Here is a 25,905-nt window from a genome sequence, read left to right on the forward strand (position 1 = left end):
GACTTACTGGTACGGGTTCGGGAAGCCCAGCTTCGCGAGGATGTCGACTTCGAGCGCTTCCATTTCGGCCGCGTCCTCGTCGCTCGTCTCGTGGTCGTAGCCCTGCGCGTGCAGCGCGCCGTGCACCAGCAGGTGCGCGTAGTGGGCCGTGAGCGGCTTGCCCTGGTCGTGCGCTTCCTTCTCGATGACCGGGCAGCACAGCACGAGGTCGCCGATCACGGTGCCGTCGGGCGCCGCGTCGTACGCGAAGGTCAGCACGTTGGTCGGGTAGTCCTTGTGGCGGTAGCCGGCGTTCAGCGTGCGGCCTTCTTCTTCGCCGACGAAGCGCACGGTGAGCTGCGCGCTGGCGAACAGCGCCGGCTCGATCCATTCTGCGATCAGCTTGCGTTTGGGCAGCGTCTTGCGCACGTCGGTCGTGATTTCGTCACCGTATTGCACGGAGAGGTCGAGCTCCGGCTCGCGCAGCGCGTCTTCGGTGTCGTCTTCGCGCGGTGCGGGCTCGGCGCCCACGTGCAGCGTCACGCTGTCGTAATGCTCGGGCTGCAGCGCGAGCTTCGCGCGCATGGCCGGATCATTGTGCTGCGCGACGATCGCGACGGCTGCTTCCCCCGAACTGCCCGACAGGTCGAACATCAGGCTGCGGCCATCCGGGAAGTCGATTCGCAACCCTTGCGCGTTGACGGTCCGGGCCTTGCCCTTCGCATCGAACAGTGAAAGGCGGGGGGAGGCGGGCGCGGCGGACTGGGCGCGCCCGGACTTGCGAGAACGGGAGGATTTCATGACGCGTGCGGCGATTAGGACGCGTTGAGGATACACCAAACGGCCGATCGCACCCGAATTCACGCAGGCGAAAAAAGCCCGGCGCGCCGTCTGGCGGGCCGGGCCGGGATGTCTGGCCGGGGCGGCGTGCAGGTGCCGCTGGCCGCTCAGCCGTCCTGGTGCTGCGCGTGGAATTCGTCGTACGCCTCGACGATGCGCGCGACGAGCGGATGGCGCACGACGTCCGCGCTCGTGAAGCGCGTGAGCGCGATGCCGCGCACGCCGCCGAGCACCTGCTGCGCCTCGACGAGGCCGCTCTTGTGGCCGCGTGGCAGGTCGACCTGGCTTGTGTCGCCGGTCACCACCGCTTTCGAGCCGAAGCCGATCCGCGTGAGGAACATCTTCATCTGCTCGGGCGTCGTGTTCTGCGCCTCGTCGAGGATGATGAACGCGTGGTTCAGCGTGCGGCCGCGCATGTACGCGAGCGGCGCGATCTCGATCATCTGGCGCTCGAACATCTTCGCCGTCTTGTCGAAGCCGAGCAGGTCGTACAGCGCGTCGTACAGCGGACGCAGGTACGGGTCGACCTTCTGCGCGAGATCGCCCGGCAGGAAGCCGAGCCGCTCGCCGGCCTCGACGGCCGGGCGCGTCAGCACGATCCGCTTGACCTGATCGCGCTCGAGCGCGTCGACCGCGCATGCGACCGCGAGGTAGGTCTTGCCGGTGCCGGCCGGCCCGATGCCGAACGTCACGTCGTGCGACAGGATCTGCTTCAGGTACTCGCGCTGCGCCGGCGTGCGGCCGCGCAGGTCGGCGCGCCGCGTGTAGAGCTTCGGCGCGGGCTCCTCGTCCGGCTCGCTGGCGTCGAGCTGCACGACCGGGTCGTCGAACGGATGGTCGGGGTCGCCGCGAAAGCGCACATCGAGCGTGTCCTGGCGGCCGTTGCCGGACGTGTGGCGCACTTCGACCAGCGCGAGCTGGATGTCGTCGACCGACAGCGCATCGCGCGCGCGGTTGTAGAAATTCTCGAGCGCGGTGAGCGCGAGCTTGGCGCCGCGCCCGCGGATCGCGATCCGGTGGCCGCGTCGCGCCAGCGTGACGTCGAGCGCCTGTTCGATCTGCCGCAGGTTCTCGTCGAGCGGGCCGCAGAGATTGGCGAGGCGCGCGTTGTCGTCGCGCGGCGCGACGAATTCCAGTGCTTGGGTCGGCTTCAAAGTGGCGTCGGGTTCCTGTTGAGCGTCAGTCAGTGGGTGGCCGCGCTCGCGTCGTCGCTCACGAGCACGAGCTCGCCGCGCAGCGAATGCGGGTACGCGTGGTTGATCTTCACGTCGATCATCTGGCCGATCAGGCGCGGGTGCGACGCGAGCGGCGCCGGGAAATTCACGACCCGGTTGTTCTCGGTGCGGCCTGCGAGTTCGTTCGGGTCCTTGCGCGACGGGCCCTCGACGAGGATCCGCTCGACCTTCCCGACCATCGACTGGCTGATGCGCGCGACGTTTTCCTCGATGGTCGCCTGCAGATGTTGCAGGCGTTTGAGCTTCACCTCGCGCGGCGTGTCGTCGTGCAGGTTCGCGGCCGGCGTGCCGGGGCGCGGGCTGTAGATGAACGAGAAGCTGGTGTCGTAGCGCATCTCGTGCACGAGCGCCATCATCTTGTCGAAATCCTCCTCGGTCTCGCCGGGGAAGCCGACGATCATGTCGGTCGACAGCGACAGGTCGGGGCGGATCGCGCGCAGCTTGCGGATCACCGACTTGTATTCGAGCACCGTGTAGCCGCGCTTCATCGCCATCAGGATGCGGTCGGAACCGTGCTGGACGGGCAGGTGCAGGTGGCTCACGAGCTTCGGCACCTTCGCGTAGGTGTCGATCAGGCGCTGCGTGAATTCCTTCGGGTGGGACGTCGTATAGCGGATCCGCTCGATGCCGGGGATGTCGGCGACGTATTCGATCAGCGTCGCGAAATCGGCGATTTCGGACGAGCCGGCCGTCAGCGCGCCGCGATAGGCATTGACGTTCTGGCCGAGCAGCGTGACTTCGCGCACGCCCTGATCGGCGAGGCCGGCCACTTCGGTCAGCACGTCGTCGAGCGGGCGCGACACTTCATCGCCGCGCGTGTACGGCACCACGCAGTAGCTGCAGTACTTCGAGCAGCCTTCCATGATCGACACGAATGCGCTCGGCCCCTCGACCCGAGCGGGCGGCAGGTGGTCGAACTTCTCGATTTCGGGGAACGAGATGTCGACCTGCGCACGGCCGCTCTCGCGGCGCGCGTCGATCATCTGCGGCAGGCGGTGCAGGGTTTGCGGGCCGAACACGAGGTCGACGTACGGCGCGCGCGACACGATCGATGCGCCTTCCTGGCTCGCGACGCAGCCGCCGACGCCGATCAGCAGGCCGGGCTTCGCTTCCTTCAGCTCGCGCACGCGGCCGAGATCGGAGAACACCTTCTCCTGCGCCTTTTCACGCACCGAGCACGTGTTGAACAGGATGATGTCCGCGTCTTCCGGCGTATCGGTCTTTTCGAGGCCTTCGGCGGCATTGAGCACGTCCACCATCTTGTCCGAGTCGTACTCGTTCATCTGGCAGCCGAAGGTCTTTACGTAAACTTTCTTGGTCATGGGGGTTCGCCGTTCGCAGTGGTTGACCTGGGGGCGTCGTCAAGAGTGAATCGGGACGGCCGTGCGCTGCACGCAGATGGCGCGCAGCCACCCTGAAAAGCCGTCGGGAAAGCCTTCCATTATAGCTTTTCATGCCGCCCGGGACGCGCGGCGGGTTGTGGCCGCGCGACGCCACGTGCCCGGTTCCGACCCCTGAACGGCGGCGCGCTGGCCGTCAGTGGCACGCGTTCAGCAGGTCGTCGTGCGCGGCTTCCTCGCGCGCGAAGCGCTCGGCGAGAAAGTCGAGCAGCACGCGCACGCGTGGCGCCATGTAGCGCTTGCCGGGATAGATCGCGTGCAGCGGCGCGCTCTGGTGCCGCCAGTCGGGCAGCAGGACCTTGAGCCGCCCGGCGCGGATGTCGTCGGCGACATCCCAGATCGAGTTCAGCACGATGCCGCGGCCGCGCAGCGCCCACTCGCGGGCGAGGCCGCCGTCGTTGGTCTCGAACGCGGTGGCGAGCGGTACCGTGCAGGTCTGCGCGTCGTCGCCGCGCGTGAAACGCCACGTGTTCATCGGCCCGGACGCCACCGTGATCACGTTGCACGGAAAGCCGGCCAGATCGTGTGGATCGCGCGGCACGCCGTGGCGTTCGATGAAAGACGGCGCCGCACACGGCACGCGCCGGTCCGCGGCGAGCCGTCGCGCGATCAGCGCGCCGTCGGGCGGCGCCGCGAAGCGGATCGCCAGATCGATCTCGTCCTGCCACAGGTTGACCGTCGAGTCGGATGCCGTCAGCGAGAACGTCACGTCCGGGTAGCGCGCGGTGAATTCGTCGAGCCAGTCGAGCAGCCGCCGGCGGCCGAAATCCGACGTCGCCGACAGCCGCACCCGGCCGCCGACGACGTTGCGGCCGGCCTGCAGCAGCGCGTTCGCGTCGTCGAGCGCCTGCAGCGCCTGCCGGCAGCCGGTCAGGTACAGGCGGCCCTCGTCGGTGAGCCGCAACTGCCGGGTCGAACGGTCGAACAACCGGGTGGCGACCGCCGCCTCGAGCTTCGCGAGGCGCGCGCTCGCGGCGGCCGGCGTGAGGTTCAGCTTGCGCCCGGCGGCGGACAGGCTGCCCAGTTCGGCCGCCTCGACGAACAGCCGGATATCGCCCAGTCGATCCATGGGATTTTTCAGAAATATTTGAAAATGGTTCAAATGCCACGCCAATTATCAAATATAGGCATCTTCGGGACAATGCGCAGATCCTGCACTCTTGTGCGGTGCGGCACCGACCGGGCGCCGCGTCCGCCGCCTTCCGGAGACCGTCATGCCCATTCCATTGCTGGCGCTTGCGATCAGCGCCTTCTCCATCGGTACCACCGAGTTCGTCATCATGGGCCTGCTGCCCGAAGTCGCGCACGACCTGGCCGTGTCGCTGCCGTCGGCCGGCCTGCTGGTCACGGGCTACGCGCTCGGCGTCGCGGCCGGCGCGCCGCTCCTCGCGGTGCTGACGAGCCGCATGCCGCGCAAGGCCGCACTGCAGCTGCTGATGGCGATCTTCATCGTCGGCAACGTGCTGTGCGCGACCGCGTCCGGCTACGCGATGCTGATGGTCGCGCGGGTCGTCACGTCGTTCGCGCACGGCTCGTTTTTCGGGATCGGCGCGGTGGTCGCCGCGTCGCTGGTGCGGGCCGACAAGCGCGCGAGCGCGATCGCGCTGATGTTCACGGGGCTCACGCTGGCGAACGTGCTCGGCGTGCCGTTCGGCACGTTCGTCGGCCAGCTGCTCGGCTGGCGCGCGTCGTTCTGGATCGTCGCCGCGCTCGGCGTGCTGGCGCTCGGCGGCGTCGCCGCGCTCGTGCCGAACCGTCACGACAGCGGGCCGGTCGGGCTTGGCCACGAAGTGCGCGTGCTGAAGGAGCCGCAGGTGTGGCTCGCGCTGCTGATGACCGTGCTCGGCTTCGGCGGCGTATTCGTCGTGTTCACGTACATCGCGCCGATTCTCCAGTCCGTGTCGGGCTATTCGCCGCGCGCGGTTGCACTGATCCTCGTGCTGTTCGGCGTGGGCCTGACGATCGGCAACACGCTTGGCGGCAAGCTCGCCGACCGCGCGCTGATGCCGTCGTTGATCGCGATCCTCGTCGCGTTGATGGCCGTGATGGTCGTGTTCGCCAAGACTAGCCACCATCCGGTCGCGGCGGCCGCCACCGTGTTCGTATGGGGGATCGCCGCGTTCGCGACGGTGCCGCCGCTGCAGGCGCACGTGGTCGAGAAGGCCGCGAGCGCGCCGCATCTCGCATCGACGCTGAACATCGGCGCGTTCAACGTCGGCAATGCCCTCGGCGCGTGGCTCGGCGGCCTGGCGCTCGACCACGGCTTCGCGCTCGATGCGCTGCCGTGGGTCGCCGTCGCAGTGACGTTCGCGGCGCTCGTCGTCACGTGGTTCGCGATGCGGCTCGACGCGCGCGGGCCGGCACGCGGCGCGGCGTCGGCGGCGCAATGAGCTGTGCAATGAGCGACGCGATAGCGGCGGGAAAAGGTTCGCGAGGAACGCATTCCTCCGCGATGCTGATAACGGTGTGAAGATAACTTCGTTTGCCGGCGCGAGGCCGGGTGATAGCGTCTCGATACGCGCCGTTGCTGGCGCAACCCGATTCCGATCCCGGCTTACCCCATACGCAGGGCTGCACAGCGGCCCGGAGGCAATGCTATGTCTTCATCCCTGACGCTCGTGCGCGACGTGTCTTCCTTCGAGTCCGGCAATGGCGCCGATGCGCGGGCGTCCGCGTCGCTCGACGTTCTCGAGCAGGTCGTCGGCGTGAACCTCGCACGGCTGCGCGCCGAGCGGCAGTTGTCGCTCGATGCGCTCGCGCGGCTGTCCGGCGTGTCGCGTGCGATGCTCGCGCAGATCGAGTCGGCGCGCAGCGTGCCGTCGATCAAGGTGCTTTGCAAGATCGCCGCGGCGCTGAAGGTGTCGGTCGCCGCATTCCTGCGCCGCCATGCGGTGAACGGCTTCGAACACCTGGCGGCCGAGCGCGCGTCGCGTGTCGTCAGCTCGAATGGCCGCTTCTCGGCGCGCGCGCTGTATCCGGAAGGCGAGCCGGCCGCGGCCGAGTTCCACGAGCTGCGGATCGCGCCGCTGCATACGGAGCCCGGCGCCCGCCGCGCGCCCGGCACGACGGTCAACCTCGTGGTCAGCGAGGGCACGCTCGAAGTCAGCGTGCATGAGCGCCGCCAGTTGCTCGCGACCGGCGATGCGATCGTGTTCGATGCCGACCAGCCGTACAGCCTGCGCAACCCGGGTGACAGCGAGGCGCGTGCGTTTCGCGTGACGGTGAGCCCCGAGGTGCCGCCGCGCTGGCTCGTGCCCGATGCGGCGCACGCCGCACATGCAGCGCACGCGGCCGGCTGAGCGTGCAGGCGTTGCGAAAGCGGGCCGCTTTCCCGTCGTTCGGGCGAGATCGCGGCGCGTTTATCGGCTGTTTGGACGATGCCGTTAGACGGGGTTGTCGGTAAGGTTTTAGGTCGGGTTCGCTGCGCCGCGCGCGCAGCTGTTGTATGCTTGGCCCGCCGTTGATGGGGTTGGCCCATCCGGCAATCAGTGCGTCTTCAGGGCGGGGCGAAATTCCCCACCGGCGGTAGGCTGGCGTAAGCCGGCGAGCCCGCGAGCGCCCGCGCATTCGCGCGGGGTCAGCAGATCTGGTCGAATGCCAGAGCCGACGGTCATAGTCCGGATGAGAGAAGATGTGCAGATAGTCATGTCCGCCAGGGCCGCTTCGCCATGTGTGCGAAGCGGATTGTCGTTCTGTCTGTTTGCAATGCCCTGAAACGTTTTTCGCCCAAATCGTATTAGCGAGGAGCGTTTCACATGTCCTTGATGTCCATTTCGTCGGCACCCGCCGACGCCTTTGCCGATCTCCCGTTGCTGGATTCCGAACCGGTGCCGCCGCGCATCGCCGCCGCGCTCGAAGCGATGCGCGCAGGCCGCGCGGTCGTGTTGCAGGACGACCACGACCGCGAGAACGAAGCCGACCTGATCGTTGCCGCCGAGCGCATCACGCCCGAGACGATGGCGCTGCTGATCCGCGAATGCAGCGGCATCGTGTGCCTGTGCCTGACCGACGACACGGTGCGTGCGCTCGAGCTGCCGCCGATGGTGCAGACCAACGAGAGCCGCAACGGCACCGCGTTCACTGTCTCGATCGAGGCACGCGAAGGCGTGCATACGGGCGTATCGGCGGCCGATCGCGTCACGACGATCCGCGCGGCGATCGCGGAAGGGGCGAAGCCGCACGACATCGTGCGTCCCGGCCACGTGTTTCCGTTGCGTGCGCAACCGGGCGGCGTGCTGGCGCGCCGCGGTCACACCGAAGGCACGGTCGACCTGTCGATCCTCGCGGGCCTGAAGCCGGCCGGCGTGCTCTGCGAGCTGATGAATCCGGACGGCACGATGACGCGTGGCGACGATGTCGAGCGTTTCGCGCAACAGCACGGGCTGCCGATGCTGACGATCGCGGAACTCGTCGAGTTCCGCGAGGCGCTGGCCGCCGCGCGCGAGCGCTGCTGCGAACCGGCTTGAGGGAAGGGAAGGCGGGCGCGTTCGCGCGCCCGTGGCACGGCGTGCGTGAACCGGCGCACGCCGGATTGGCCCGATCAGCCCGATCGGGCCGGTGCGACCGTCAGGACTGCACGTCCCCGAATTCACCGCGTATGCCGGCTTCGACGAACGCCGGCAGTTCGTCCATCTTGCGCATGATTCGCGTGATGCCCATCGCGCGCAGCGCGTCCGCGTAGTTGTCGGGGATGTGGCTCGCGCCGACGAATGCGATCGTCTTCATGCCCGCCGCACGCGCGGCATTCAACCCCGACACGCTGTCCTCGACGACGATGCAGCGCTCCGGCGCGACGCCGAGCGTGTGCGCCGCATGCAGGTAGACGTCGGGGTAGGGCTTCGGCCGCGCCACCTGCTCGGAGCTGAACACGCGATCGCCGAAGATCTCGGTGAGCGACGCGCGCTTCAGCGAGCTGCGCACGCGCACGAGCCGGCTGTTCGACACGACGGCCGCCGGCAGGCTTACCTTCAGCAGCGCGTCGCGCACGCCGGAGATCGGCGCGAGCGACTGGGCCAGCGCGCTCTCGATGTTGTGCTCGATGGTCTCGATGAAGTCGGCGGGCATCTCGATCCCGAAGCGGGATTCGATTCCCGCCAGGAAGCGCGACGTCTGCTGGCCGAACGCCGACTTGGCGGCGGCTTCGAAATCGAGATTCGGGAATGTGGCGGACAGCGTGTCGAGCAGTACGCGGTCGGCGATGACTTCGCTGTCGACGAGCACGCCGTCGCAGTCGCAGATGAGGTGATCGAGCATGGTGGTGAAAAAGCGGGATGTCGGCGACGCAGATCAATTCGTCATCATACGTGCTTTCACGCGCATGCCGCGCGCCGCTTCGGCAAATTTTCCCGACGCGGCCGCGCTCGCCGCGCCTCGTCGAGGCGGGCTGCCGATCGTCCGGCGGCGGCCCGCTTGCGCGGTTCGCCGCCACTTGCGACCGGTGATGTTACAGCGCGATTACGCGCCCCGTTTTCCATGAGGTCATCGTGGCCTCGGCCAGTTCGAGCGCGGCGAGCCCGTCGTCGCGACGGTCGAGCGAATCGATCCGTGCGCACGTGAGGTGCGCGTGTCGGTCGCGCGCGTGCTCGGCGACGACGCGGAAATCCATTTCCATTTCGACGCCGGTGCGCGGCTCGTCGCTGCGAGCGGTTTCGGCCGCGCGTCGGAGTTCGTCAAGGACATGCGCGTGGCGAGAGCGCTGGTCGAGCGCGGGATCGACGTGAGCCCGGCGGCCGTGGCGGATAGGGGGGTGAAGCTGAAGTCGCTGATATCGGCCGAGGGCGACCGGTAGCGGAAACGAAGCGGCGAAGCGCGAGAGAAGGGGAGGGAAACGCGCGGCGATGAATGCCGCGCGCTTCGCTCAAGCGACGATCAGATCGTCGTGTGCAGGTGCAGGTACAGGCCGGCCGCCGCGGCGCCGCCGAGCAGCGGACCGACGACGGGCACCCATGCATAGCGCCAGTCGCTGTCGCGCTTGCCGGGGATCGGCAGCAGCGCGTGCATGATGCGCGGCGACAGGTCGCGTGCGGGGCTCATCGCATAGCCGGTCGGGCCGCCGAGCGAGATGCCGATGCCGAGCACGAGCAGGCCGACGGGCAGTGCGTCGAGCGCGCCGAGGCCGACCTGGGGCGACGCGAGGTACAGCACGCCGAGGATCAGCACGAACGTGCAGATCGCTTCGGTCAGCACGTTGTGCGTGACGCTGCGGATCGCCGGCGCCGTGCAGAACACCGCGAGCTTCAGGTCCGCATCGGCTTCCTTCGCGAAGTGCTGGCGATACGCGAGCCACACGAGCAACGCGCCCGCCATCCCGCCGAGCATTTGCGCGAGGATGTAGCCGCCGACTTTCGACCACGCGAACTTGCCCGCGAGCGCGAGACTGATGGTGACGATCGGGTTCAGGTGCGCGCCGCTGAACGACGCGGTCACGTAGACGGCGACGAATACGGCCATCGCCCAGCCCATCACGATCACGATCAGGTCCGCGCCTTTGCCCTTGGTCTTTGCAAGCAGCACGTTTGCGACCGCGCCGTTGCCGAGCAGCACGAGGATCGCTGTGCCGATGAACTCTGCAATATAAGGTGACATGGTTGTCTCTCGTATGTCATCGCGGACTCGCGCGTTGCGCGGTCCGCCGGTGTTGTTGTATTTCGTCTGGAAGTCTCGGGGTTACTGGGCGTCGTCGGCCCATGCCTTCGCGGCACGCACCGCTCGCTGCCAGCCCGACATGCAGCGTTCGACCTGCTCCTTCGGCATCGACGGCGAGAAGCGGCGATCGAGCTGCCACTGGTCGCGCACTTCGTCGAGGTTCTTCCAGTAGCCGATCGCGAGGCCCGCGAGGTAGGCCGCGCCGAGTGCGGTCGTCTCGGTGATCTGCGGACGCACCGCGTCGACGCCGAGCAGGTCCGCCTGGAACTGCATCAGCAGGTCGTTCGCGCTCGCGCCGCCGTCGACACGCAGCTCGCCGATGCTGATGCCTGAATCGGCTTCCATCGCGGCCAGCACGTCGAGCGACTGGTACGCGATCGAATCGAGCGCCGCGCGCGCGAGGTGTGCGGAGGTCGTGCCGCGCGTGACGCCGAACACCGAGCCGCGCGCCCGCGGGTTCCAGTGCGGTGCGCCGAGGCCAGCGAAGGCGGGCACCAGGTAGACGCCGTCGGTGTGCGGCACGCTCGCGGCGAGCGCCTCGATTTCAGCGGCCGACTTGATGATGCCGACGCCGTCGCGCAGCCACTGCACGACCGCGCCCGCGATGAAGATGCTGCCTTCCAGCGCGTACTGCACGTTGTCGCCGATCTGCCAGGCGATCGTCGTGACGAGGTTGTTCTTCGATTCGATCGGCTTGTCGCCGGTGTTCATCATCAGGAAGCAGCCGGTGCCGTAGGTGTTCTTCACCATGCCGGACTGCGTGCACATCTGGCCGAACAGTGCCGCCTGCTGGTCGCCCGCGATGCCCGCGAGCGGGATCTTCGACGCGAACACGGTGGTCTTCGTGTGGCCGTAGATTTCCGACGATGCCTTCACTTCCGGCAGCATGCTGCGCGGGATGTCGAGCAGCTCGAGCAGTTCGTTGTCCCACTCGCGCGTGTGGATGTTGAACAGCATCGTACGCGACGCGTTCGTCACGTCGGTCACGTGCAGTTCGTGCTTCGTGAAGTTCCACACGAGCCAGCTGTCGACGGTGCCGAACGCGAGCTTGCCCTGCCTGGCCTTCTCGCGTGCGCCCGGCACGTTGTCGAGAATCCAGCGGATCTTGGTCCCTGAGAAGTACGAATCGATCGGCAGGCCGGTCTTCGCGCGCACCTTCGCCTCGAGGCCCTGTGCTTTCAGCGAATCGCAGAAGTCGGCCGTGCGGCGATCCTGCCAGACGATCGCGTTGTAGACCGGCTGGCCCGTCTCGCGGTCCCAGACGATCGTCGTTTCACGCTGGTTGGTGATGCCGATCGCCGCGATCGACGTGCCGTTCAGGCCCGTGCGCGTGACGGCTTCGGCGGCGACGCCGGCTTGCGTCGACCAGATTTCCTGAGGGTCGTGCTCGACCCAGCCGGGTTGCGGGTAGATCTGCTCGAATTCCTTCTGGGCGATCGAAACGATATTGCCCTGGCGATCGAACAGCATCGCGCGGGAACTCGTGGTGCCCTGGTCAAGCGCGAGGATGTACTGATCCTGCATGTCTCTCATCTCCATCCGTGGATTTGGCTTAGTTGTGATGCGCGCCGCATGTGGGGCGGCGCGTCGGTGAGTCAACGTCGGTACGGCAACTGCAACTGCATTCCGATCAGGCCTGCGGCGCGTGCGCGGCGGCGAACCACGCGTCGACCGCGGCGGTCACCGCGTCGAGCGTGCCGGGCGCCACGTGCAGGCCGAGCTTCGAGCGGCGCCACAGCACGTCCTGCGCGCGGGTCGCCCATTCGGCGTCGCGCAGGTAGCGCAGTTCGGCGTCGTAGATGCCCGGTGCGATTTCGGTGCCGAGATCGGCGAGCGACTTCGCGCCGTCGATCACGCGCTCCGCGCGCGTGCCGTATGCACGCGCATAGCGGCGGGCGAGCGGGGCGGGCAGCCACGCGTGGCGTTTGGCGAACGTATCGGCGAACGCGTCGAACTTCGCGTTCGCGATGTCGCCGCCCGGCAGCGGGACGCCGGCCGTCCAGGTCTTTGCGTCGCGGCCGAGTGCGCGGCACAGCATGTCGCCGGCTTCTTCCGCGAGCTTGCGGAACGTCGTGATCTTGCCTCCGAACACCGACAGCAGCGGGGCGCCCGCGCCGTCGTCCAGCTCGAGGCGGTAGTCGCGCGTGACGGCCGATGCGTTCGCGGCGTTCTCGTCTTCCAGCAGCGGGCGCACGCCCGAGTAGGTCCAGTGCACGTCGGCCGGCGAGATCTTGCGCTTGAAGTAGCGGTTGATCGAGTCGCACAGGTACTGCGTCTCGTCGCGATCGATCGCGACCTTCGCGGGATCGTTCGTGTATTCGACGTCGGTCGTGCCGATCAGCGTGAAATCGTGCTCGTACGGAATCGCGAAGATGATCCGCTTGTCCGGGTTCTGGAAGATGTATGCGTGGTCGTGATCGAACAGCCGGCGCGTGATGATGTGGCTGCCCTTCACGAGGCGCACGCTGTGGTGCGCACCGCGGCCGAGCGCGCCTTTCAGCACTTCGCCGACCCACGGGCCGGCCGCGTTCGCGATCGCGCGCGCATGCACGACGCGGATCGAGCCGTCGGCGTGCTGCAGTCGCGCTTCCCATTCGTCGCCGCGACGTTCGGCACTGACGAGCTTCGTGCGCGTCAGGATCTCGGCGCCGCGCTCCTTCGCATCCATCGCGTTCAGCACGACGAGGCGCGCGTCGTCGACCCAGCCGTCCGAATAGACGAAGCCGCGCTTGATCGAATCGATCAGCGGTGCGCCGGCCGCATGGCGGCGCATGTCGATGCCGCGCGAGCCGGGCAGCAGTTCGCGTTTCGCGAGGTGATCGTAAAGGAACAGGCCGATGCGGATCAGCCAGGCCGGACGCAGGTTCGGCATGTGCGGCATCACGAAGCGCAGCGGCCACATGATGTGCGGCGCCGCGCGCAGCAGCGTCTCGCGCTCCTGCAGCGCCTTGCGCACGAGCCCGAACTCGTTGTACTCGAGGTAGCGCAGGCCGCCGTGAATCAGCTTCGTGCTGGACGACGACGTGTGCGACGCGAGATCGTCCTGCTCGCAGAGCATGACCGACAGGCCGCGGCCGGCCGCATCGCGCGCGATGCCCGCGCCGTTGATGCCGCCGCCGACGACGAGCAGATCGTAGCGATTCGGTTGGGTCACCTGCTGTCCTTATCGTCTGATGGAAATGGCTGAACAGAAAATGTTCGAATTCGAAATTTAACGAACGAAATCGAAAAAGTAAAGTTCGAAAAAGCGGGGCCAGTAGCGCGCGGCGCGATCCCGGACGATACTGGCGGAATCGACCGTTTCACGAGGTGAATCATGCGTATTGGGATGTGGGCCGGCGTATGCGCCGTCCTTCTGGCGGGGTGCAGCGCCGGCATGCCGCCGCTCGTCGGCAACTGGCGCACGCCGTCGTTCGTCGACCTGCAGACGTCGTGCGGCGGTGCGGCACGGGACTGGGGCGCGGACGCGCAGCCGGTCTACTCGACGCTGGTCGACGCGTATGTGGCGAAGCGGTATCGCGGGCTGACCGACGCGAACTATTGTGCGTTCGTAAACGAACTTTCGACGCACTACGCGGCGCCTGGCGCGGCGACGCGCGCCGACTGGATCACGTATTTCAACGGCGCGCGTGCGCAGGCCATCAGTTGGCGGGCGGCGGTCGATCCGACGCTGCGCGGCGGCTGAAGCAGGCTGCGGCGGGGCGGCGAGCGGGAAGCAGGAATGGACGCGCCGCCCGGAATCCGGGCGGCGCGGTCAGGTTACGAGCGGTGTGGTCTTTTACGAATAGCGGTATTTGATGGATCGCAGCGCGGCGTCGCCGGTTTCGGTCACGCAGTATTTGCGCCCCGACCCGAGTCCTTCCAGACGAACGAGCTGCTGTTCGAGCAGTGCGTCGATTTCGTCCCGATCCATGTTGGTTTGATCGGGGGCGTCCTTCACAAGCAATAGCGTGGCGAATTCATGCGGACTCAGCATCGTTCTCTCCATGGCGACCAGTCAGCCCGCGCGGCCGGCGCGAAAGCCGGTGCGCGATACCCATCGGGGTATGGCTTGGGGGGAAAAGCTGCATTCGCCGGCCATGCCATTCGTCCGCGCCCTGGCACAGGCGGAACGGTCGAATGGGCCGGGGAACTGGAGTCTAGTCGAGCACGCAGCCAACGACAAATCGTGCCCCGTTAATTTTCCCTTTGACAGCCGGGCCGCGCGCAAGCGGTTTGCTCGCGACGCCAACTTCTTGATTTCACTTGAAGTTTAGGGTGCGGCGCAGCATCGGCGCCGTCACTCCGCGACGTACACCTGGGTGCCGGCGGCCGCCACGGTGTCGGCCATCTCGGGCGGCAGCGGCTTGTCGGTGAACAGCGCGTGAACCTGGCTCAGGTGGCCCTGGCGCACCAGCGCGGGGCGGCCGACCTTCGAATGATCGGTCACGAGATAGACGGTGCGTGCATGCTGCATGATCGCCTCGGCCACGCGTACTTCGCGCGTATCGAAGTCGCGCAGCGTGCCGTCGGCCTCGATCGCCGACGTGCCGATGATCGCGTAGTCGACCTTGAACTGGCGAATGAAGTCGATCGCGAGTTCGCCGACGATGCCCTTGTCCCACGGCCGCACGATGCCGCCCGTGATCAGCACCTCGCAGTCGGGGTAGCCGCTCATCATCGACGCGACGTTCAGGTTGTTCGTGATCACGTGCAGCCCGTGGTGGCGGTTCAGCGCGCGCGCGACTTCCTCGGTGGTCGTGCCGAGGTTGATGAACAGCGATGCCTGGTCGGGAATGTGCGACGCCGCGAGCGCCGCGATGCGCCGCTTCTCGTCGTGGAACATCCGCTGGCGTGCCGTGTACGACACGTTCTCCGAACTGGTCGGCAGGCTGGCGCCGCCGTGGTAGCGGCGCAGCAGGTTCAGGTCGGCGAGCCAGTTCACGTCGCGGCGGATCGTCTGCGGCGTCACCGCGAAGTGTGCGGCGAGATCGTCGACGGTCACGAAGCCGTCGCGCTGCACCCATTCGAGCAATTCCTGCTGGCGCGCGTTGAGGGTGAGGCGGGGATCTCGGGTCATGGCTCGATGGTCGTGTCGTGAGACGGAGCGGGTATTGTAAGGGCGGCAACGGCGTTAGGCCGGCCCGGCCCGCATGGTCGCCCGTTATTCATGCGGAAATGGCATTGATTCATGTGATAAATGAATTTGTGCGATTGCGCCGATCGCGCTGCAATGGCGGCTTGCCCGCGCACGCGGGCGCGCGTCCGGCGCGTTCATTCAGCTTTCGACGAGGTGGAATCGATGACTGGCTTCAACTGGCACAACCCGTATCCGACGACCCGCATTCCGGTGTTCGCGCGCAACGTCGTGTCGACGTCGCACCCGCTCGCCGCGCAGGCCGGGCTGCGGATGCTGTGGAAGGGCGGCAACGCGGTCGACGCGGCGCTGGCCGCTGCCGCCGCGATCACGGTCGTCGAGCCCGTGTCATGCGGGCTCGGCGGCGACGCGTTCGCGCTCGTGTGGGACGGCGAGCGGCTGTCCGGGCTGAACGCGTCGGGCGTCGCGCCGGCCGCATGGAACGTCGACTATTTCCGCAAGCGCCACGGCGAGGCGGGCAACGGCATCGCGAACAAGCCGACGCGCGGCTGGGACACCGTCACCGTGCCGGGCGTGATCGCGGGCTGGGAAGCGCTGCATGCGAAGTTCGGTTCGCTGCCGTTCGCGGACCTGCTCGAACCGGCGATCGAGATCGCGGAGCGCGGTTACGCGGTGCCGCCGATCGTCGCGCACAAGTGGGCGGCCGCGGTGCCGGAACTCGAGGGGCTGCCGGGTTTCGCGGACACCTTCATGCCGCACGGCCGCGCACCGCAGGTGGGCGAGCGCATGTGCCTGCCGGGCCATGCGCAGACGTTGCGCACGCTGCAGAAAGAAGGTGCGCGCGCGTTCTACGAAGGTGCGCTCGCCGAGCGCATCGCTGCGTTCTCCCGCGAAGGCGGTGGCGCGCTGACCGCAGCCGACCTGCATGCGTACCGGCCCGAATGGGTCGACCCGATCGGCAGGCGCTTCGGCCGTCACACGATCCACGAGATTCCGCCGAACGGGCAGGGCATCGCCGCGCTGATCGCTCTCGGTATCGCCGAGCACGCGGGCGTGACCGAATGGCCAGTCGACTCGGCCGACTCGCAGCATCGGCAGATCGAGGCGATGAAGCTCGCGTTCGCCGATGTCTATCGCTACGTTGCCGATCCGCGCGCGATGGAAGTCACGCCCGAACAGATGCTCGACGATGCGTATCTCGCCGAACGCGCGAAGCTGATCGATCCCGCGCGCGCGACGCATTTCGGCGCCGGCCGGCCGCATTCGGGCGGCACGGTCTACCTGTCGGCGGCCGACGAGCGCGGGATGATGGTGAGCTTCATCCAGTCGAACTACATGGGCTTCGGTTCGGGGCTCGTCGTGCCCGGCACCGGCATCGCGCTGCAGAACCGCGGGCACGGCTTCTCGATGGATCCGGCCTCGCCGAACGTCGTCGCAGGCGGCAAGCGGCCGTTCCACACGATCATCCCGGCGTTCGTCACCGAGGAGGTCGATGGCCGCACCGAGGCCGTGATGAGCTTCGGCGTGATGGGCGGCGACATGCAGCCGCAAGGGCATCTGCAGACTGTCGTGCGGATGCTCGGCTACGGGCAGCAACCGCAGGCGGCCTGCGATGCGCCGCGCTGGAAGGTCAATCGCGACTTCACGCTCGACGTCGAGGCAACGATGAATCGCGCGACCGTCGATGCGCTGGCCGCACGCGGCCATACGATCAAGTCGATCGACGATCCTTACATGGATTTCGGTTCGGGGCAGTTCATCTGGCGTCTCGATCGCGACGATCGCGAGCGCGGCTACGTGGCCGCGAGCGACAGCCGGCGTGACGGTCTGGCGGCCGGTTTCTGATGGATTGCCGCCGGCTTTCGCCGGCATTTCGTGCGCTTCGCGGGCGGCCGAATGGCCGCCCGTTGCGTTTGCGGCAGCCCGTATCACCGAGCGGGCGCAAGCGGTTTGAAGGACTCGTCTAACGAACGGCAACAGACGCCGTGGAACTGCGCTTGTCGGGTATGGTCAGTGCTCTGGAGCACGAACGTCAAAGTCCGGCTAAGATGCCAGCATGGTTCGGCCGGACCAATCCACTATAAACGCAAGTAAAGCGCCGCCTGCGGGTCGCTTGGCGCCTGTGCCGAAGGCATGGGCCGGCCCCCGCGCGACGACTGGGAGCGCACTACCATGGACACCAAAACGACGCATGTGATGCCGTGGCGCATCGAGGACATCGACCTGAACCGGATCGATCGTCAGCGTGCCGCCGCGAACGAGGATCTGTTGCTGCTGCTGTGCGCGTCGTCGTTCATCGAAAGCGGCTCGGATCTCTACACGAGCAATCTGAGCCAGTTCTTCAACGACGATCCGGAAGTCTCCGCATGGCTCAACAATGCATGGGAGCACGAAGAATTGCAGCACGGGCGCGCGCTGAAGGCGTACATCGCGCACGTGTGGCCGGAGTTCGACTGGGATACCGCGTTCGCGAATTTCTTCGCCGAGTATTCGAAGACCTGCAAGGTCGAGGCGTTCGAGAAGACCCGCGCGCTCGAGATGGTCGCGCGCTGCGTCGTCGAGACGGGCACGGCCACGCTCTATCGTGCGATCAACGAGTGCTCGGACGAGCCCGTGCTGAAGGAAATCACCGACAACATCCGCACGGACGAAGTGCGCCACTACAAGCACTTCTTCAAGTTCTTCAAGAAGTACAACCAGCTCGAAGGCAATGGCCGGCTCGCGGTGCTCGGCGCGCTGGCGCGCCGCGTGATGGAAATCAAGAACGAGGATTCCGAGATCGCGCTGCGCCACGTGTTCGCGGTCCGCTATCCGGATCGTGTCGGCGACAGCCAGTACAACCGTGAGCGCGCCGCGCGCATCAGCACGCTGGTGCGGCGCAACCTGTCGGCCGACATGTGCGTGAAGATGCTGCTCAAGCCGCTCGACCTGCCCGCGAAGATCCAGCCGGGCGTCCACTATCCGCTGACGAAGATCACGCGGCACGTGTTCCTGCGCTGACCGCCGCGGCGCGGCCCGTCGCGCGTATGCTGCGGCTTCTTCATCCGCTCTCCACCGGGGCCCCGCCATCATGACCGATACCCATCGCCACGCGCTCGAACAATGGACGTTCGATGCGTGGCCGCCGGCCGTCGTTGCGTTGTTCGACGGCACTGCGCTCGAGCGACATGCCGACTTCGCCGCATCGCTGATCGTCGCGACCGACGACGGCCAGTTGCGCACGACGCTGCTCGGCGTCGGCGAAATCTATGCACACGATGCGCGCACGCTGCTGCTGGCGCTCTGGCCGCAATCGCGCGCGGCGCGCGCGATTGCGCAACGGCGTACGGCCGCGTTGACGCTCGTCGCGGACGGCGCGTTCTTTCAGGCGCAATTGAGGATGGAGTCGCTCGACGGAGACTTCGGCGGACTGGCCGGATTCGCTGCGACGATCGCGCACGGCGATGCGCAGCGGGTGGGCTATGCGCGTCTCGCGACAGGGGTCACGTTCACGCTGGAGGGGGAGCGCGCCGCGGTGCTCGCGCGCTGGCAACGCCAGGTCGAGCACCTGCGGCGCGCAGCCGCGCGGCTTCAGTGACCGCGCTGGCCGCTGCGCGACGAACGGTTGCGGTTCGCGTGCGCGGCGTTGCCGTTTGCCGGGCGGGCGCTGTTGCCGCCGCCAGCCGGACGCCCGCCGCTGCCGCCGGCGCCGCCTTGCCCCTGCGTGCGTGGCTTCGCGGCCTTCTGCTGCGATGCCTTCGGTTGAGACGCCTTCGGTTGCGCGTTGCCGTCGCGTTTCGCGGCCGGCTGGCCTGAGCCGCCTGCGCGCGGCTGGCGATTGCCGCCACCACCGCCGCCGCCGCGCGGCTGCTGCTGCCCGCGGCGCTGCTGGATCGGCTCCGGCTTCGCGTTCGGATCGGGTTCGAAGCCCGCGATCACTTCCTGCGGAATCTCGCGCTTGATCAGCCGCTCGATATCGCGCAGCAGCTGCTTTTCGTCGACGCACACGAGCGACACGGCTTCGCCGGTTGCACCCGCGCGGCCCGTGCGGCCGATCCGGTGCACGTAGTCTTCCGGCACGTTCGGCAGGTCGAAGTTGACGACGTGCGGCAACTGGTCGATGTCGATCCCGCGCGCGGCGATATCGGTCGCGACGAGCACCTGCAGCGTGCTGTTCTTGAACTCCGCCAGCGCGCGCGTGCGGGCCGACTGGCTCTTGTTGCCGTGGATCGCCATCGCGCTGATGCCGTCCTTCGTCAGCTGCTCGGCAAGCCGGTTCGCGCCGTGCTTCGTGCGCGTGAACACGAGCACCTGGAACCAGTTGTGTTCGCGGATCAGGTGCGTGAGCAGTTCGCGCTTGCGGTCGCGGTCGACCGGGTGGATCTTCTGCGCGACGCTTTCGGCGGTCGTGTTGCGGCGTGCGACCTCGATCAGCGCGGGCGAGTCGAGCAGGCTGTCGGCGAGCGCCTTGATCTCATCGGAGAAGGTGGCCGAGAACAGCAGGTTCTGGCGCTGCGGCGGCAGCTTCGCGAGCACGCGCTTGATGTCGTGGATGAAGCCCATGTCGAGCATCCGGTCGGCTTCGTCGAGCACGAGGATGTCGAGATCCGACAGGTCGATCGTCTTCTGCTGCATGTGATCGAGCAGGCGGCCCGGCGTCGCGACGACGATGTCGACCCCGCGCTTGAGCGCATCGATCTGCGGATTGATGCTGACGCCGCCGAACATCACGGTGGAGCGCAGCTTCAGGTACTTGCTGTACGCACGCACGCTTTCCTCGACCTGGGCGGCGAGTTCGCGCGTCGGCGTGAGGATCAGCGCGCGCACCGCGCGCTTCGCGCCGCGATGCTCCGCGTAAAAAGTATGCAGGCGTTGCAGGATCGGCAGCGTGAAGCCGGCGGTCTTGCCGGTGCCGGTCTGCGCGCCGGCGAGCAGGTCGCCGCCGCCGAGGACGGCCGGGATGGCCTGCTGCTGGATCGGGGTCGGCGACGTATAGCCGAGCTCGTTGACCGCCTTGACAAGCGGTTCGGCCAGGCCGAGAGATTCGAAAGACATAGATACCACTCTTCAGTTTTATGATCGGCGACACCTCGCGCGGCCCGCGCGGGGACTGGCGTCGCAAAAAGCAAAGGGGCGCGGCTGCGGTTTCCCGCAGCCGCGCCCCGTTTGCATCACGCGTTATTTAGTCAAGCGGCGCGGAACGCAGGTCGCTCACCTGTTGCGGCGAGATCGGCGTACCGTTGTTGCCCCACGACATCCGGATATACGTTACTACGGCTGCGACTTCCTGGTTCGACAGCGACTGTGCGAACGGCGGCATCCCGTACGGACGTGGATTCTTGAACGTGCTCGGCGGATAGCCACCATTCAGCACCATGCGGATCGGGTTGACCGCCGATTCCATCACGATCGAGTGGTTGCCCGCGAGCGGCGGATACGCCGGCGGCTTGCCCGCACCGGTTTCGGCGTGGCAGGTCGCGCAGTTGTCGGCGTAGATCTTCTTGCCTTGCTCGAACAGCGCATTGCCGAACTGCTTCGACGGCTCGTATTGCATGTTCTTCGGCGCTTCAGCCTTCTGCGGGATCGACTTCAGGTACGTCGACATCGCGCGCGTATCTTCGTCGGTCATGTACTGCAGGCTGTTGTGGACCACGTCCGCCATCGGGCCGAACACCGCGCCCTTCTGCGACACGCCAGCCTGCAGCAGGTCGGACAGCTCCTGCACGTGCCAGTCGCCGAGGCCGAGTTCCTTGTCGTTCGTCAGCGACGGCGCGTACCAGTTCTGCAGCGGGATCAGGCCGCCGGCGAACGCCGACGAGTTCACCGGGCCGCCCATCATGTTGATCGACGTGTGGCACATCGAGCAGTGGCCGAGGCCTTCGACGAGGTACGCGCCGCGGTTCCATTCGACCGACTTGGTCGGATCCGGCTTGTACTCGCCTTCCTTGAAGAACAGCGTGCGCCAGCCGATCAGCAGGTTGCGGTTGTTGAACGGGAACTTCAGTTCATGCGGACGGCTCGGCACCGACACCGGCGCGACCGAGCGCAGGTAGGCGTAGATCGCGTCCGAATCCGCACGCGTGACCTTCGTGTAGCTCGCGAACGGGAAGCCCGGGTAGAGCAGGCTGCCGTCCTTCGAACGACCGGTGTGCATCGCCCGGTAGAAGTCGTCCGACGTCCACTTGCCGATGCCGTCCTTGTCGTCCGGCGTGATGTTCGGCGTGTACATCGTGCCGAACGGCGTCGCCATCGGCAGGCCGCCCGCGAACGGCTTGCCGCCGCGCACGGTGTGGCACGCGATACAGTCGCCGACGCGCGCGAGGTATTCGCCCTTCTTGACCAGCGCGGCTTGGTCGGCCGGCGTGGCCGCGACGGCGGAGGCGCCGTGCAGCGTGTCGTTGCCCGGCCACAGGACCGGCACGAGGGCGGCAGCCGCGACGATCGCGACGGCCGAGAGTGCAAACAGGGACTTGCGTTTCATTGTGTCTGTCTCCCTTGCCTTATTGCGGTTCGCTGCCGCAGGCGAGCGGAGTCTTCATCGAACGCGCCGGAGCCGGCACGGGGTTGGCGGGCGCCGGTTGCGCGGCGAGCCATGCGGTTACGGCGGTCACGTCTTCGTCGGAAAGCTTCGAAGCGACTTCATGCATGCAGTCAGGCGCCTTCGCGTGACGGTTGCCCGAACGCCATGCACCGATCTGCGCGCTCAGGTAATCGGCGTGCAGGCCGACCAGACCCGGGATCGCCGGCTGCATGCCGGTCAGCGTCGCACCGTGGCAGGCCACGCAGGCCGGCAGCTTGCGGGACGGGTCGCCTTGCGTGACGAGCTGCTTGCCGCGCGCGAGCGTCGCGGCCGGCAGCGTCGGCTTCGCCGGCGCCGGGTACGGCGGGCGTTCGGCCGAGAAGTGCTCGGCCATCTCGCGCAGGTAGTCGTCGTTCAGGTACGTCAGCAGGTAGTTCATCGGCGGGTACTTGCGCCGGCCGTCACGGAAGTTGACGAGCTGGTTGTACAGGTACTCGGCCGGCTTGCCGGCAAGACGCGGGAAGTAGTCGTTGTCGGTGCCCTGGCCATGGACGCCATGGCAGGCCGTACAGCCGCGCACGCGCTCGGCCATCGTATCGGGTGCCTTGAGCGGCGCCTGCTGGGCGTGCGCTTGCTCCGTGGGCTTGGTCTGCGCTTGGGCAGCGCTCATAAGGCCCGCGCCGCCGAACATCAGAACGGCGAGCAGCGGACGGAAGAGGCGTCTTGAAGACACACGAGACTCCATGTTTATTCGACGGGGACCTGTTGTCCGGGCTACGATCGGCTCGGCGCATGACGGCAAGGCAGCCGGGCTGCTGCGACGCGGCATTCTATCATCGATGGGTAATGACGGCTATTTGGCAAAAGGACATCGGTTCCTGTCCGTTTGCGACTTGCGACAATTTGACGCGCATTGCGACGCGTCGGTGTGAACCGGCGTGCGTTTTCACCATCGAAGACCGTACACTCGCGGGTTGCGCGGCGCCGCCTCCGCCGCAGGTCCAGTCATTTCTCCCGTTTCCGGATTCATCGATGACGTTTTCTACCGTGCCGTTGCCTTCCTCACGCTGTCCGTCCCGTTGCCGCCTCGTCGGCCTGCCGCTATCGGGAGGGGGTGCGCGATGAAGTTCGACAGCTTGTGGATCGGTCAGGTCGCGCTCGCGGCGCTGATGGACGCCGCGTTCGCGATGGCGGTCGGCTCGGCGCTGCTCAAGGCATGGCTCGGCAAGGACGGTGCACGTCCGGTCGTCGCGCCGTCGCATCCCGCGTGGCTGCGCGCGCAACATTCGCTGGTCGCGGCGGCGCTGGCGCTGGTGCTCGCGGATCTCGGCTGGCTCGTCTACGAGGCCGCGACGATGAGCGGGGCAGGGCTCGGCGGCGCGTTCGCCGCGATTCCCGTCATGCTGACGCAGACGCATACGGGCTTCGCATGGAGCGTCGCGTTCGCCGGCGCCGTGATGCTCGCGATCGTCTCGCTGGCGAAGCCGGAGGGCCCGGTTGCACACGCGGTGCTGTGGCTCGCGGTGATCGTGGTCGCGGCCGGCAAGGCGTCGCTCGGCCACGCGGCCGATACGGGTGCGCTGTCCGCAGCGGTCGGCGTGCAGACGCTGCACCTGCTCGCGACGGCCGTGTGGGGCGGCCTCGTGCTCGCGGGCGGGCTCGCGGTGCTGCCGGCGCTCGGTTCGTCGGTCGCGCGTGGTGCGCTGATCCGCATCGGCCAGCACCTGTCGCGTACGTCGATCGTCGCGGTCGTCTTCGTGCTCGGCACCGGCGCGCTCAACGCGATCCGCGGGCTCGGCGGTTCGCTCGCGCCGCTCGACGGCAGCACATGGGGGCGCGTGTTGCTGCTGAAGTTGCTGCTCGTCGCGCTCGCGCTCGTGCTCGGCGGCCTGAACCGCTTCGCGGCGCTGCCGCGCCTGCGCCGCACCGCGTCGACCGAGGATGCGCACACGTTCCGCAACATCCTGCATCTCGAAGCGCTGACGATGATCGGCGTGTTCGTCGCGGCCGCCGTGCTGTCGTTCAGCGTGCCGGGGTTCGCGGCCCTCGGCTGACGGCAGGGCTCGTACGGCGCGGCGCAAGGCCGCCGTTCCGCACCCGGCACGTGCCGGATATCGCACCGCGCATGTAAAAACGGCTGCCTGTCGGGCAGCCGTTCTCGCATCGATACTTGCCGCGCGCGCCGCGCATCGCGTTCACCACTCGGCGACGCTGCCGTCCGCGTGACGCCACACCGGGTTGCGCCAGCGGTGCCCCGTCTTCGCCATCTCGCGCACCTTCTCCTCGTTCACGTCGATGCCGAGCCCCGGGCCCTGCGGGATCGCGACGAAGCCGTCCTCGTAGCGGAACACCTCGGGGTTGCGCAGATAGTCGAGCAGGTCGTTGCCCTGGTTGTAGTGGATGCCGAGGCTCTGCTCCTGGATGAACGCGTTGTAGCTGACCGCGTCGAGCTGCAGGCACGCGGCAAGCGCGATCGGGCCGAGCGGACAGTGCAGCGCGAGCGCGACGTCGTAGCTTTCCGCGAGCGTCGCGATCTTGCGGCACTCGGTGATGCCGCCCGCGTGCGACGCGTCGGGCTGGATGATGTCGACGTAGCCGCCCGCAAGGATGTGCTTGAAATCCCAGCGCGAGTAGAGCCGCTCGCCGAGCGCGATCGGCGTGTTGGTCTGGTTGACGATGTCGCGCAGCGCCTCGGCGTTTTCCGACAGCACCGGCTCCTCGATGAACATCAGCTTGTACGGGTCGAGCTCCTTCGCGAGCACCTTCGCCATCGGCTTGTGCACGCGGCCGTGGAAGTCGACGCCGATCCCGACGTGCGGGCCGACCGCGTCGCGCACCGCCGCGACGTTCGCGATCACCTGCTCGACCTTGTCGTAGGTGTCGACGATCTGCAGCTCCTCGGAGCCGTTCATCTTCACGGCCTTGAAGCCGCGCTCGACCACCGCGCGCGCATTGTTCGCGACGTCGCTCGGCCGGTCGCCGCCGATCCACGAATACACCTTGATGCGATCGCGCACCTGGCCGCCGAGCAGTGCATGCACGGGCACGCCGTGATGCTTGCCCTTGATGTCCCACAGCGCCTGGTCGACGCCCGCGATCGCGCTCATCATGATCGGGCCGCCGCGGTAGAAGCCCGCACGGTACATCACCTGCCAGTGATCCTCGATCAGCAGCGGATCGCGGCCGACGAGGTAGTCGGCCAGCTCCTGCACGGCTGCCTCGACCGTGTGCGCGCGGCCTTCGACGATCGGCTCGCCCCAACCGACGATGCCCTCGTCGGTTTCGATCTTGAGGAACAGCCAGCGCGGCGGGACGACGAAGGTTTCGAGGCGGGTGATTTTCACGATGCGGGTCTCCAGAATTGACCGGCGCGGGCGCTCGGGCGCGGCGCACGGTCGCGTGCTTTCGCGGTTATCCTAGCGCAGCCCGATAAAAAATAGTATTAATAGCACTATTGTGCAGATAGTGGGCAGCCGGCCCGCCCGGGTACCGGCATAACGGAGAACGATCATTCGACGCGACCTGCATGGACAGACGGCCTTCCGGCTCGCCACGGCGATCCTGCGCGGCGACTACCCGCCCGACTCGCTGCTGCCGAGGGAGCCCGACCTGATGGAGATGTATGGCGTGAGCCGCACGGTGATGCGCGAGGCGCTGCGTACGCTCACGTCGAAGGGGCTCGTCGAGTCGCGGCCGAAGATCGGCACGCGCGTGCGGCCGCGCGGCGTATGGAACCTGCTCGATGCCGACCTGCTCGACTGGTATGCGCGTGTTGCGCCGCCGCTCGCGTTCGCGCTGAAGCTGCAGGAGATGCGCGAGATGGTCGAGCCGTACGCGGCCGCGCTCGCCGCGCGCATGCATACGCCGGACACGTTCGACGCGATCGACGGCGCGGCGCGTGCGATGGCCGCCGCGCGCAACGTCGACGAATGGGTGCGCGCCGACCTGCGCTTTCACCTGGGCGTGCTCGAGGCCGGCGGCAACGAGCTGCTGGTGCCGCTCGGCACGCTGATCGATCGCACGCTCGAGGCGCAACTGCATTTGAATGCACGCCGCGCCGACGTATACAACGCATCGCTCGCCGAGCACATCGCCGTCAGCGACGCGATCCGCGTGCGCGACGAGGAGGGTGCGCGCCGCGCGATGGCGGCGCTGCTCGCGGTGACGCGCGCACGGATCGAGATGTCCTGACGGGGGCGTTTTCCCTGGTTTGGGCAGGGCCCCGACGCC

General features: G+C 67.5%; 25 protein-coding genes, 1 pseudogene and 1 riboswitch. Of the genes and pseudogenes, 12 read left to right on the top strand and 14 right to left on the bottom strand.

Annotated elements, in window-relative coordinates; genetic code table 11:
• Nucleotides 1-3 precede the first annotated feature (3 nt).
• The 4 genes from ybeY to HWX39_RS27405 all read right to left on the bottom strand — a co-directional run bounded on the left by ybeY (nt 4) and on the right by HWX39_RS27405 (nt 4,523).
• Nucleotides 4-780, bottom strand: a complete 777-nt coding sequence (gene ybeY / locus HWX39_RS27390; protein ID WP_175970869.1) for an rRNA maturation RNase YbeY — start codon at nt 778-780, stop codon at nt 4-6.
• 146 nt (nt 781-926) lie between these two features.
• Nucleotides 927-1,973, bottom strand: a complete 1,047-nt coding sequence (locus tag HWX39_RS27395; RefSeq protein WP_175970870.1) for a PhoH family protein — start codon at nt 1,971-1,973, stop codon at nt 927-929.
• Nucleotides 1,974-2,002: 29 nt separating this feature from the next.
• On the bottom strand, nt 2,003-3,376 hold the full coding sequence (miaB, locus tag HWX39_RS27400) for a tRNA (N6-isopentenyl adenosine(37)-C2)-methylthiotransferase MiaB (protein WP_175970871.1): 1,374 nt from the start codon (nt 3,374-3,376) through the stop codon (nt 2,003-2,005).
• A 214-nt stretch (nt 3,377-3,590) separates the two neighbouring features.
• Complete coding sequence (locus HWX39_RS27405) at nt 3,591-4,523, bottom strand: LysR family transcriptional regulator (RefSeq protein WP_175970872.1); 933 nt, start codon at nt 4,521-4,523, stop codon at nt 3,591-3,593.
• Nucleotides 4,524-4,668: 145 nt separating this feature from the next.
• Between HWX39_RS27405 and HWX39_RS27410 the strand changes: the two genes are divergently transcribed.
• The 3 genes from HWX39_RS27410 to ribB all read left to right on the top strand — a co-directional run bounded on the left by HWX39_RS27410 (nt 4,669) and on the right by ribB (nt 7,920).
• Complete coding sequence (locus HWX39_RS27410; protein ID WP_175970873.1) at nt 4,669-5,844, top strand: MFS transporter; 1,176 nt, start codon at nt 4,669-4,671, stop codon at nt 5,842-5,844.
• A gap of 207 nt (nt 5,845-6,051) precedes the next feature.
• The gene (locus HWX39_RS27415) at nt 6,052-6,753 is read left to right on the top strand and encodes an XRE family transcriptional regulator (RefSeq protein ID WP_175970874.1); all 702 of its coding nucleotides are present in this window, start codon (nt 6,052-6,054) and stop codon (nt 6,751-6,753) included.
• 189 nt (nt 6,754-6,942) lie between these two features.
• Nucleotides 6,943-7,091, top strand: a riboswitch (FMN riboswitch).
• Between the two features lie 118 nt (nt 7,092-7,209).
• Nucleotides 7,210-7,920 (top strand): 3,4-dihydroxy-2-butanone-4-phosphate synthase, encoded by a 711-nt coding sequence (gene ribB / locus HWX39_RS27420; RefSeq protein WP_011353122.1) that lies wholly within the window; start codon nt 7,210-7,212, stop codon nt 7,918-7,920.
• A gap of 100 nt (nt 7,921-8,020) precedes the next feature.
• On the opposite strand, the gene HWX39_RS27425 is transcribed toward ribB, so the two are convergent.
• Entirely contained in the window at nt 8,021-8,707 is a 687-nt protein-coding gene (locus HWX39_RS27425; protein ID WP_175970875.1) for an HAD-IA family hydrolase, read from the bottom strand.
• Between HWX39_RS27425 and HWX39_RS27430 the strand changes: the two genes are divergently transcribed.
• Together HWX39_RS27430 and HWX39_RS27435 are read left to right on the top strand one after the other, a co-directional pair.
• Nucleotides 8,706-8,930, top strand: coding sequence for a hypothetical protein (locus HWX39_RS27430; RefSeq protein WP_175970876.1), 225 nt, complete (start codon nt 8,706-8,708; stop codon nt 8,928-8,930). The two genes, HWX39_RS27425 and HWX39_RS27430, sit on opposite strands and share 2 nt — an antisense overlap.
• Before the next feature lie 90 nt (nt 8,931-9,020).
• Nucleotides 9,021-9,242, top strand: a pseudogene (locus HWX39_RS27435) (oxidoreductase C-terminal domain-containing protein); the annotation flags it as partial.
• 80 nt (nt 9,243-9,322) lie between these two features.
• On the opposite strand, the gene HWX39_RS27440 reads toward HWX39_RS27435, so the two are convergent.
• The 3 genes from HWX39_RS27440 to glpD form a co-directional block, all read right to left on the bottom strand.
• Complete coding sequence (locus tag HWX39_RS27440) at nt 9,323-10,039, bottom strand: MIP/aquaporin family protein (protein ID WP_059233266.1); 717 nt, start codon at nt 10,037-10,039, stop codon at nt 9,323-9,325.
• An 81-nt stretch (nt 10,040-10,120) separates the two neighbouring features.
• Nucleotides 10,121-11,623 carry a glycerol kinase GlpK gene (glpK, locus tag HWX39_RS27445; protein WP_175970877.1) on the bottom strand — a complete coding sequence of 501 codons (1,503 nt, stop codon included), beginning with the start codon at nt 11,621-11,623 and terminating at the stop codon, nt 10,121-10,123.
• 106 nt (nt 11,624-11,729) lie between these two features.
• The gene (gene glpD / locus HWX39_RS27450; protein WP_175970878.1) at nt 11,730-13,253 is read right to left on the bottom strand and encodes a glycerol-3-phosphate dehydrogenase; all 1,524 of its coding nucleotides are present in this window, start codon (nt 13,251-13,253) and stop codon (nt 11,730-11,732) included.
• A gap of 162 nt (nt 13,254-13,415) precedes the next feature.
• Here glpD and HWX39_RS27455 point away from each other — a divergent pair, with 162 nt between their 5' ends.
• Nucleotides 13,416-13,784 (top strand): hypothetical protein, encoded by a 369-nt coding sequence (locus HWX39_RS27455; protein ID WP_175970879.1) that lies wholly within the window; start codon nt 13,416-13,418, stop codon nt 13,782-13,784.
• Between the two features lie 93 nt (nt 13,785-13,877).
• On the opposite strand, the gene HWX39_RS27460 is transcribed toward HWX39_RS27455, so the two are convergent.
• Nucleotides 13,878-14,075: a hypothetical protein gene (locus tag HWX39_RS27460; RefSeq protein ID WP_006751304.1), complete on the bottom strand. Its 198-nt coding sequence runs from the start codon at nt 14,073-14,075 to the stop codon at nt 13,878-13,880.
• Between the two features lie 303 nt (nt 14,076-14,378).
• A complete protein-coding gene (locus tag HWX39_RS27465) occupies nt 14,379-15,158 on the bottom strand; it encodes a DeoR/GlpR family DNA-binding transcription regulator (RefSeq protein WP_006493999.1) in 780 nt (259 codons plus the stop codon).
• Between the two features lie 222 nt (nt 15,159-15,380).
• Here HWX39_RS27465 and HWX39_RS27470 point away from each other — a divergent pair, with 222 nt between their 5' ends.
• The 3 genes from HWX39_RS27470 (at nt 15,381) to HWX39_RS27480 (ending at nt 18,753) form a co-directional block, all read left to right on the top strand.
• Nucleotides 15,381-17,021, top strand: a complete 1,641-nt coding sequence (locus HWX39_RS27470) for a gamma-glutamyltransferase family protein (RefSeq protein ID WP_175970880.1) — start codon at nt 15,381-15,383, stop codon at nt 17,019-17,021.
• A gap of 327 nt (nt 17,022-17,348) precedes the next feature.
• On the top strand, nt 17,349-18,176 hold the full coding sequence (locus tag HWX39_RS27475) for a ferritin-like domain-containing protein (protein ID WP_011353107.1): 828 nt from the start codon (nt 17,349-17,351) through the stop codon (nt 18,174-18,176).
• A gap of 70 nt (nt 18,177-18,246) precedes the next feature.
• The gene (locus tag HWX39_RS27480) at nt 18,247-18,753 is read left to right on the top strand and encodes a hypothetical protein (RefSeq protein ID WP_175970881.1); all 507 of its coding nucleotides are present in this window, start codon (nt 18,247-18,249) and stop codon (nt 18,751-18,753) included.
• Here the strand turns inward: HWX39_RS27480 and HWX39_RS27485 are convergent.
• The 3 genes from HWX39_RS27485 to HWX39_RS27495 all read right to left on the bottom strand — a co-directional run bounded on the left by HWX39_RS27485 (nt 18,747) and on the right by HWX39_RS27495 (nt 22,420).
• Nucleotides 18,747-20,210, bottom strand: a complete 1,464-nt coding sequence (locus tag HWX39_RS27485; protein WP_175970882.1) for a DEAD/DEAH box helicase — start codon at nt 20,208-20,210, stop codon at nt 18,747-18,749. The two genes, HWX39_RS27480 and HWX39_RS27485, sit on opposite strands and share 7 nt — an antisense overlap.
• A 127-nt stretch (nt 20,211-20,337) precedes the next feature.
• A complete protein-coding gene (locus HWX39_RS27490; RefSeq protein WP_175970883.1) occupies nt 20,338-21,636 on the bottom strand; it encodes a cytochrome c in 1,299 nt (432 codons plus the stop codon).
• A 19-nt stretch (nt 21,637-21,655) separates the two neighbouring features.
• A complete protein-coding gene (locus tag HWX39_RS27495) occupies nt 21,656-22,420 on the bottom strand; it encodes a c-type cytochrome (protein WP_042975501.1) in 765 nt (254 codons plus the stop codon).
• Here HWX39_RS27495 and HWX39_RS35960 point away from each other — a divergent pair.
• Complete coding sequence (locus HWX39_RS35960; protein WP_208458859.1) at nt 22,419-22,607, top strand: hypothetical protein; 189 nt, start codon at nt 22,419-22,421, stop codon at nt 22,605-22,607. The genes HWX39_RS27495 and HWX39_RS35960 overlap by 2 nt on opposite strands.
• Before the next feature lie 189 nt (nt 22,608-22,796).
• Complete coding sequence (locus HWX39_RS27500) at nt 22,797-23,729, top strand: CopD family protein (protein WP_175970884.1); 933 nt, start codon at nt 22,797-22,799, stop codon at nt 23,727-23,729.
• 141 nt (nt 23,730-23,870) lie between these two features.
• On the opposite strand, the gene dgoD is transcribed toward HWX39_RS27500, so the two are convergent.
• On the bottom strand, nt 23,871-25,019 hold the full coding sequence (dgoD, locus tag HWX39_RS27505) for a galactonate dehydratase (protein WP_072443519.1): 1,149 nt from the start codon (nt 25,017-25,019) through the stop codon (nt 23,871-23,873).
• A gap of 163 nt (nt 25,020-25,182) precedes the next feature.
• Here dgoD and HWX39_RS27510 point away from each other — a divergent pair, with 163 nt between their 5' ends.
• Entirely contained in the window at nt 25,183-25,866 is a 684-nt protein-coding gene (locus HWX39_RS27510) for a FadR/GntR family transcriptional regulator (protein ID WP_175970977.1), read from the top strand.
• Nucleotides 25,867-25,905 lie beyond the last annotated feature (39 nt).

The organism is Burkholderia sp. BCC0322, assembly GCF_902833045.1.
In the GTDB taxonomy this organism is placed as follows: domain Bacteria; phylum Pseudomonadota; class Gammaproteobacteria; order Burkholderiales; family Burkholderiaceae; genus Burkholderia.

Bases quoted from the DNA above. Each gene is read 5' to 3' on its own strand.
- ybeY (WP_175970869.1), bottom strand. From the start codon at position 780: ATGAAATCCTCCCGTTCTCGCAAGTCCGGGCGCGCCCAGTCCGCCGCG.
- miaB (WP_175970871.1), bottom strand. From the start codon at position 3,376: ATGACCAAGAAAGTTTACGTAAAGACCTTCGGCTGCCAGATGAACGAG.
- HWX39_RS27405 (WP_175970872.1), bottom strand. From the start codon at position 4,523: ATGGATCGACTGGGCGATATCCGGCTGTTCGTCGAGGCGGCCGAACTG.
- HWX39_RS27410 (WP_175970873.1), top strand. From the start codon at position 4,669: ATGCCCATTCCATTGCTGGCGCTTGCGATCAGCGCCTTCTCCATCGGT.
- HWX39_RS27415 (WP_175970874.1), top strand. From the start codon at position 6,052: ATGTCTTCATCCCTGACGCTCGTGCGCGACGTGTCTTCCTTCGAGTCC.
- ribB (WP_011353122.1), top strand. From the start codon at position 7,210: ATGTCCTTGATGTCCATTTCGTCGGCACCCGCCGACGCCTTTGCCGAT.
- HWX39_RS27430 (WP_175970876.1), top strand. From the start codon at position 8,706: ATGGTGGTGAAAAAGCGGGATGTCGGCGACGCAGATCAATTCGTCATC.
- HWX39_RS27425 (WP_175970875.1), bottom strand. From the start codon at position 8,707: ATGCTCGATCACCTCATCTGCGACTGCGACGGCGTGCTCGTCGACAGC.
- HWX39_RS27440 (WP_059233266.1), bottom strand. From the start codon at position 10,039: ATGTCACCTTATATTGCAGAGTTCATCGGCACAGCGATCCTCGTGCTG.
- glpK (WP_175970877.1), bottom strand. From the start codon at position 11,623: ATGCAGGATCAGTACATCCTCGCGCTTGACCAGGGCACCACGAGTTCC.
- HWX39_RS27455 (WP_175970879.1), top strand. From the start codon at position 13,416: ATGCGTATTGGGATGTGGGCCGGCGTATGCGCCGTCCTTCTGGCGGGG.
- HWX39_RS27460 (WP_006751304.1), bottom strand. From the start codon at position 14,075: ATGCTGAGTCCGCATGAATTCGCCACGCTATTGCTTGTGAAGGACGCC.
- HWX39_RS27465 (WP_006493999.1), bottom strand. From the start codon at position 15,158: ATGACCCGAGATCCCCGCCTCACCCTCAACGCGCGCCAGCAGGAATTG.
- HWX39_RS27470 (WP_175970880.1), top strand. From the start codon at position 15,381: ATGACTGGCTTCAACTGGCACAACCCGTATCCGACGACCCGCATTCCG.
- HWX39_RS27475 (WP_011353107.1), top strand. From the start codon at position 17,349: ATGGACACCAAAACGACGCATGTGATGCCGTGGCGCATCGAGGACATC.
- HWX39_RS27480 (WP_175970881.1), top strand. From the start codon at position 18,247: ATGACCGATACCCATCGCCACGCGCTCGAACAATGGACGTTCGATGCG.
- HWX39_RS27485 (WP_175970882.1), bottom strand. From the start codon at position 20,210: ATGTCTTTCGAATCTCTCGGCCTGGCCGAACCGCTTGTCAAGGCGGTC.
- HWX39_RS27490 (WP_175970883.1), bottom strand. From the start codon at position 21,636: ATGAAACGCAAGTCCCTGTTTGCACTCTCGGCCGTCGCGATCGTCGCG.
- HWX39_RS35960 (WP_208458859.1), top strand. From the start codon at position 22,419: ATGTTTATTCGACGGGGACCTGTTGTCCGGGCTACGATCGGCTCGGCG.
- HWX39_RS27495 (WP_042975501.1), bottom strand. From the start codon at position 22,420: ATGGAGTCTCGTGTGTCTTCAAGACGCCTCTTCCGTCCGCTGCTCGCC.
- HWX39_RS27500 (WP_175970884.1), top strand. From the start codon at position 22,797: ATGAAGTTCGACAGCTTGTGGATCGGTCAGGTCGCGCTCGCGGCGCTG.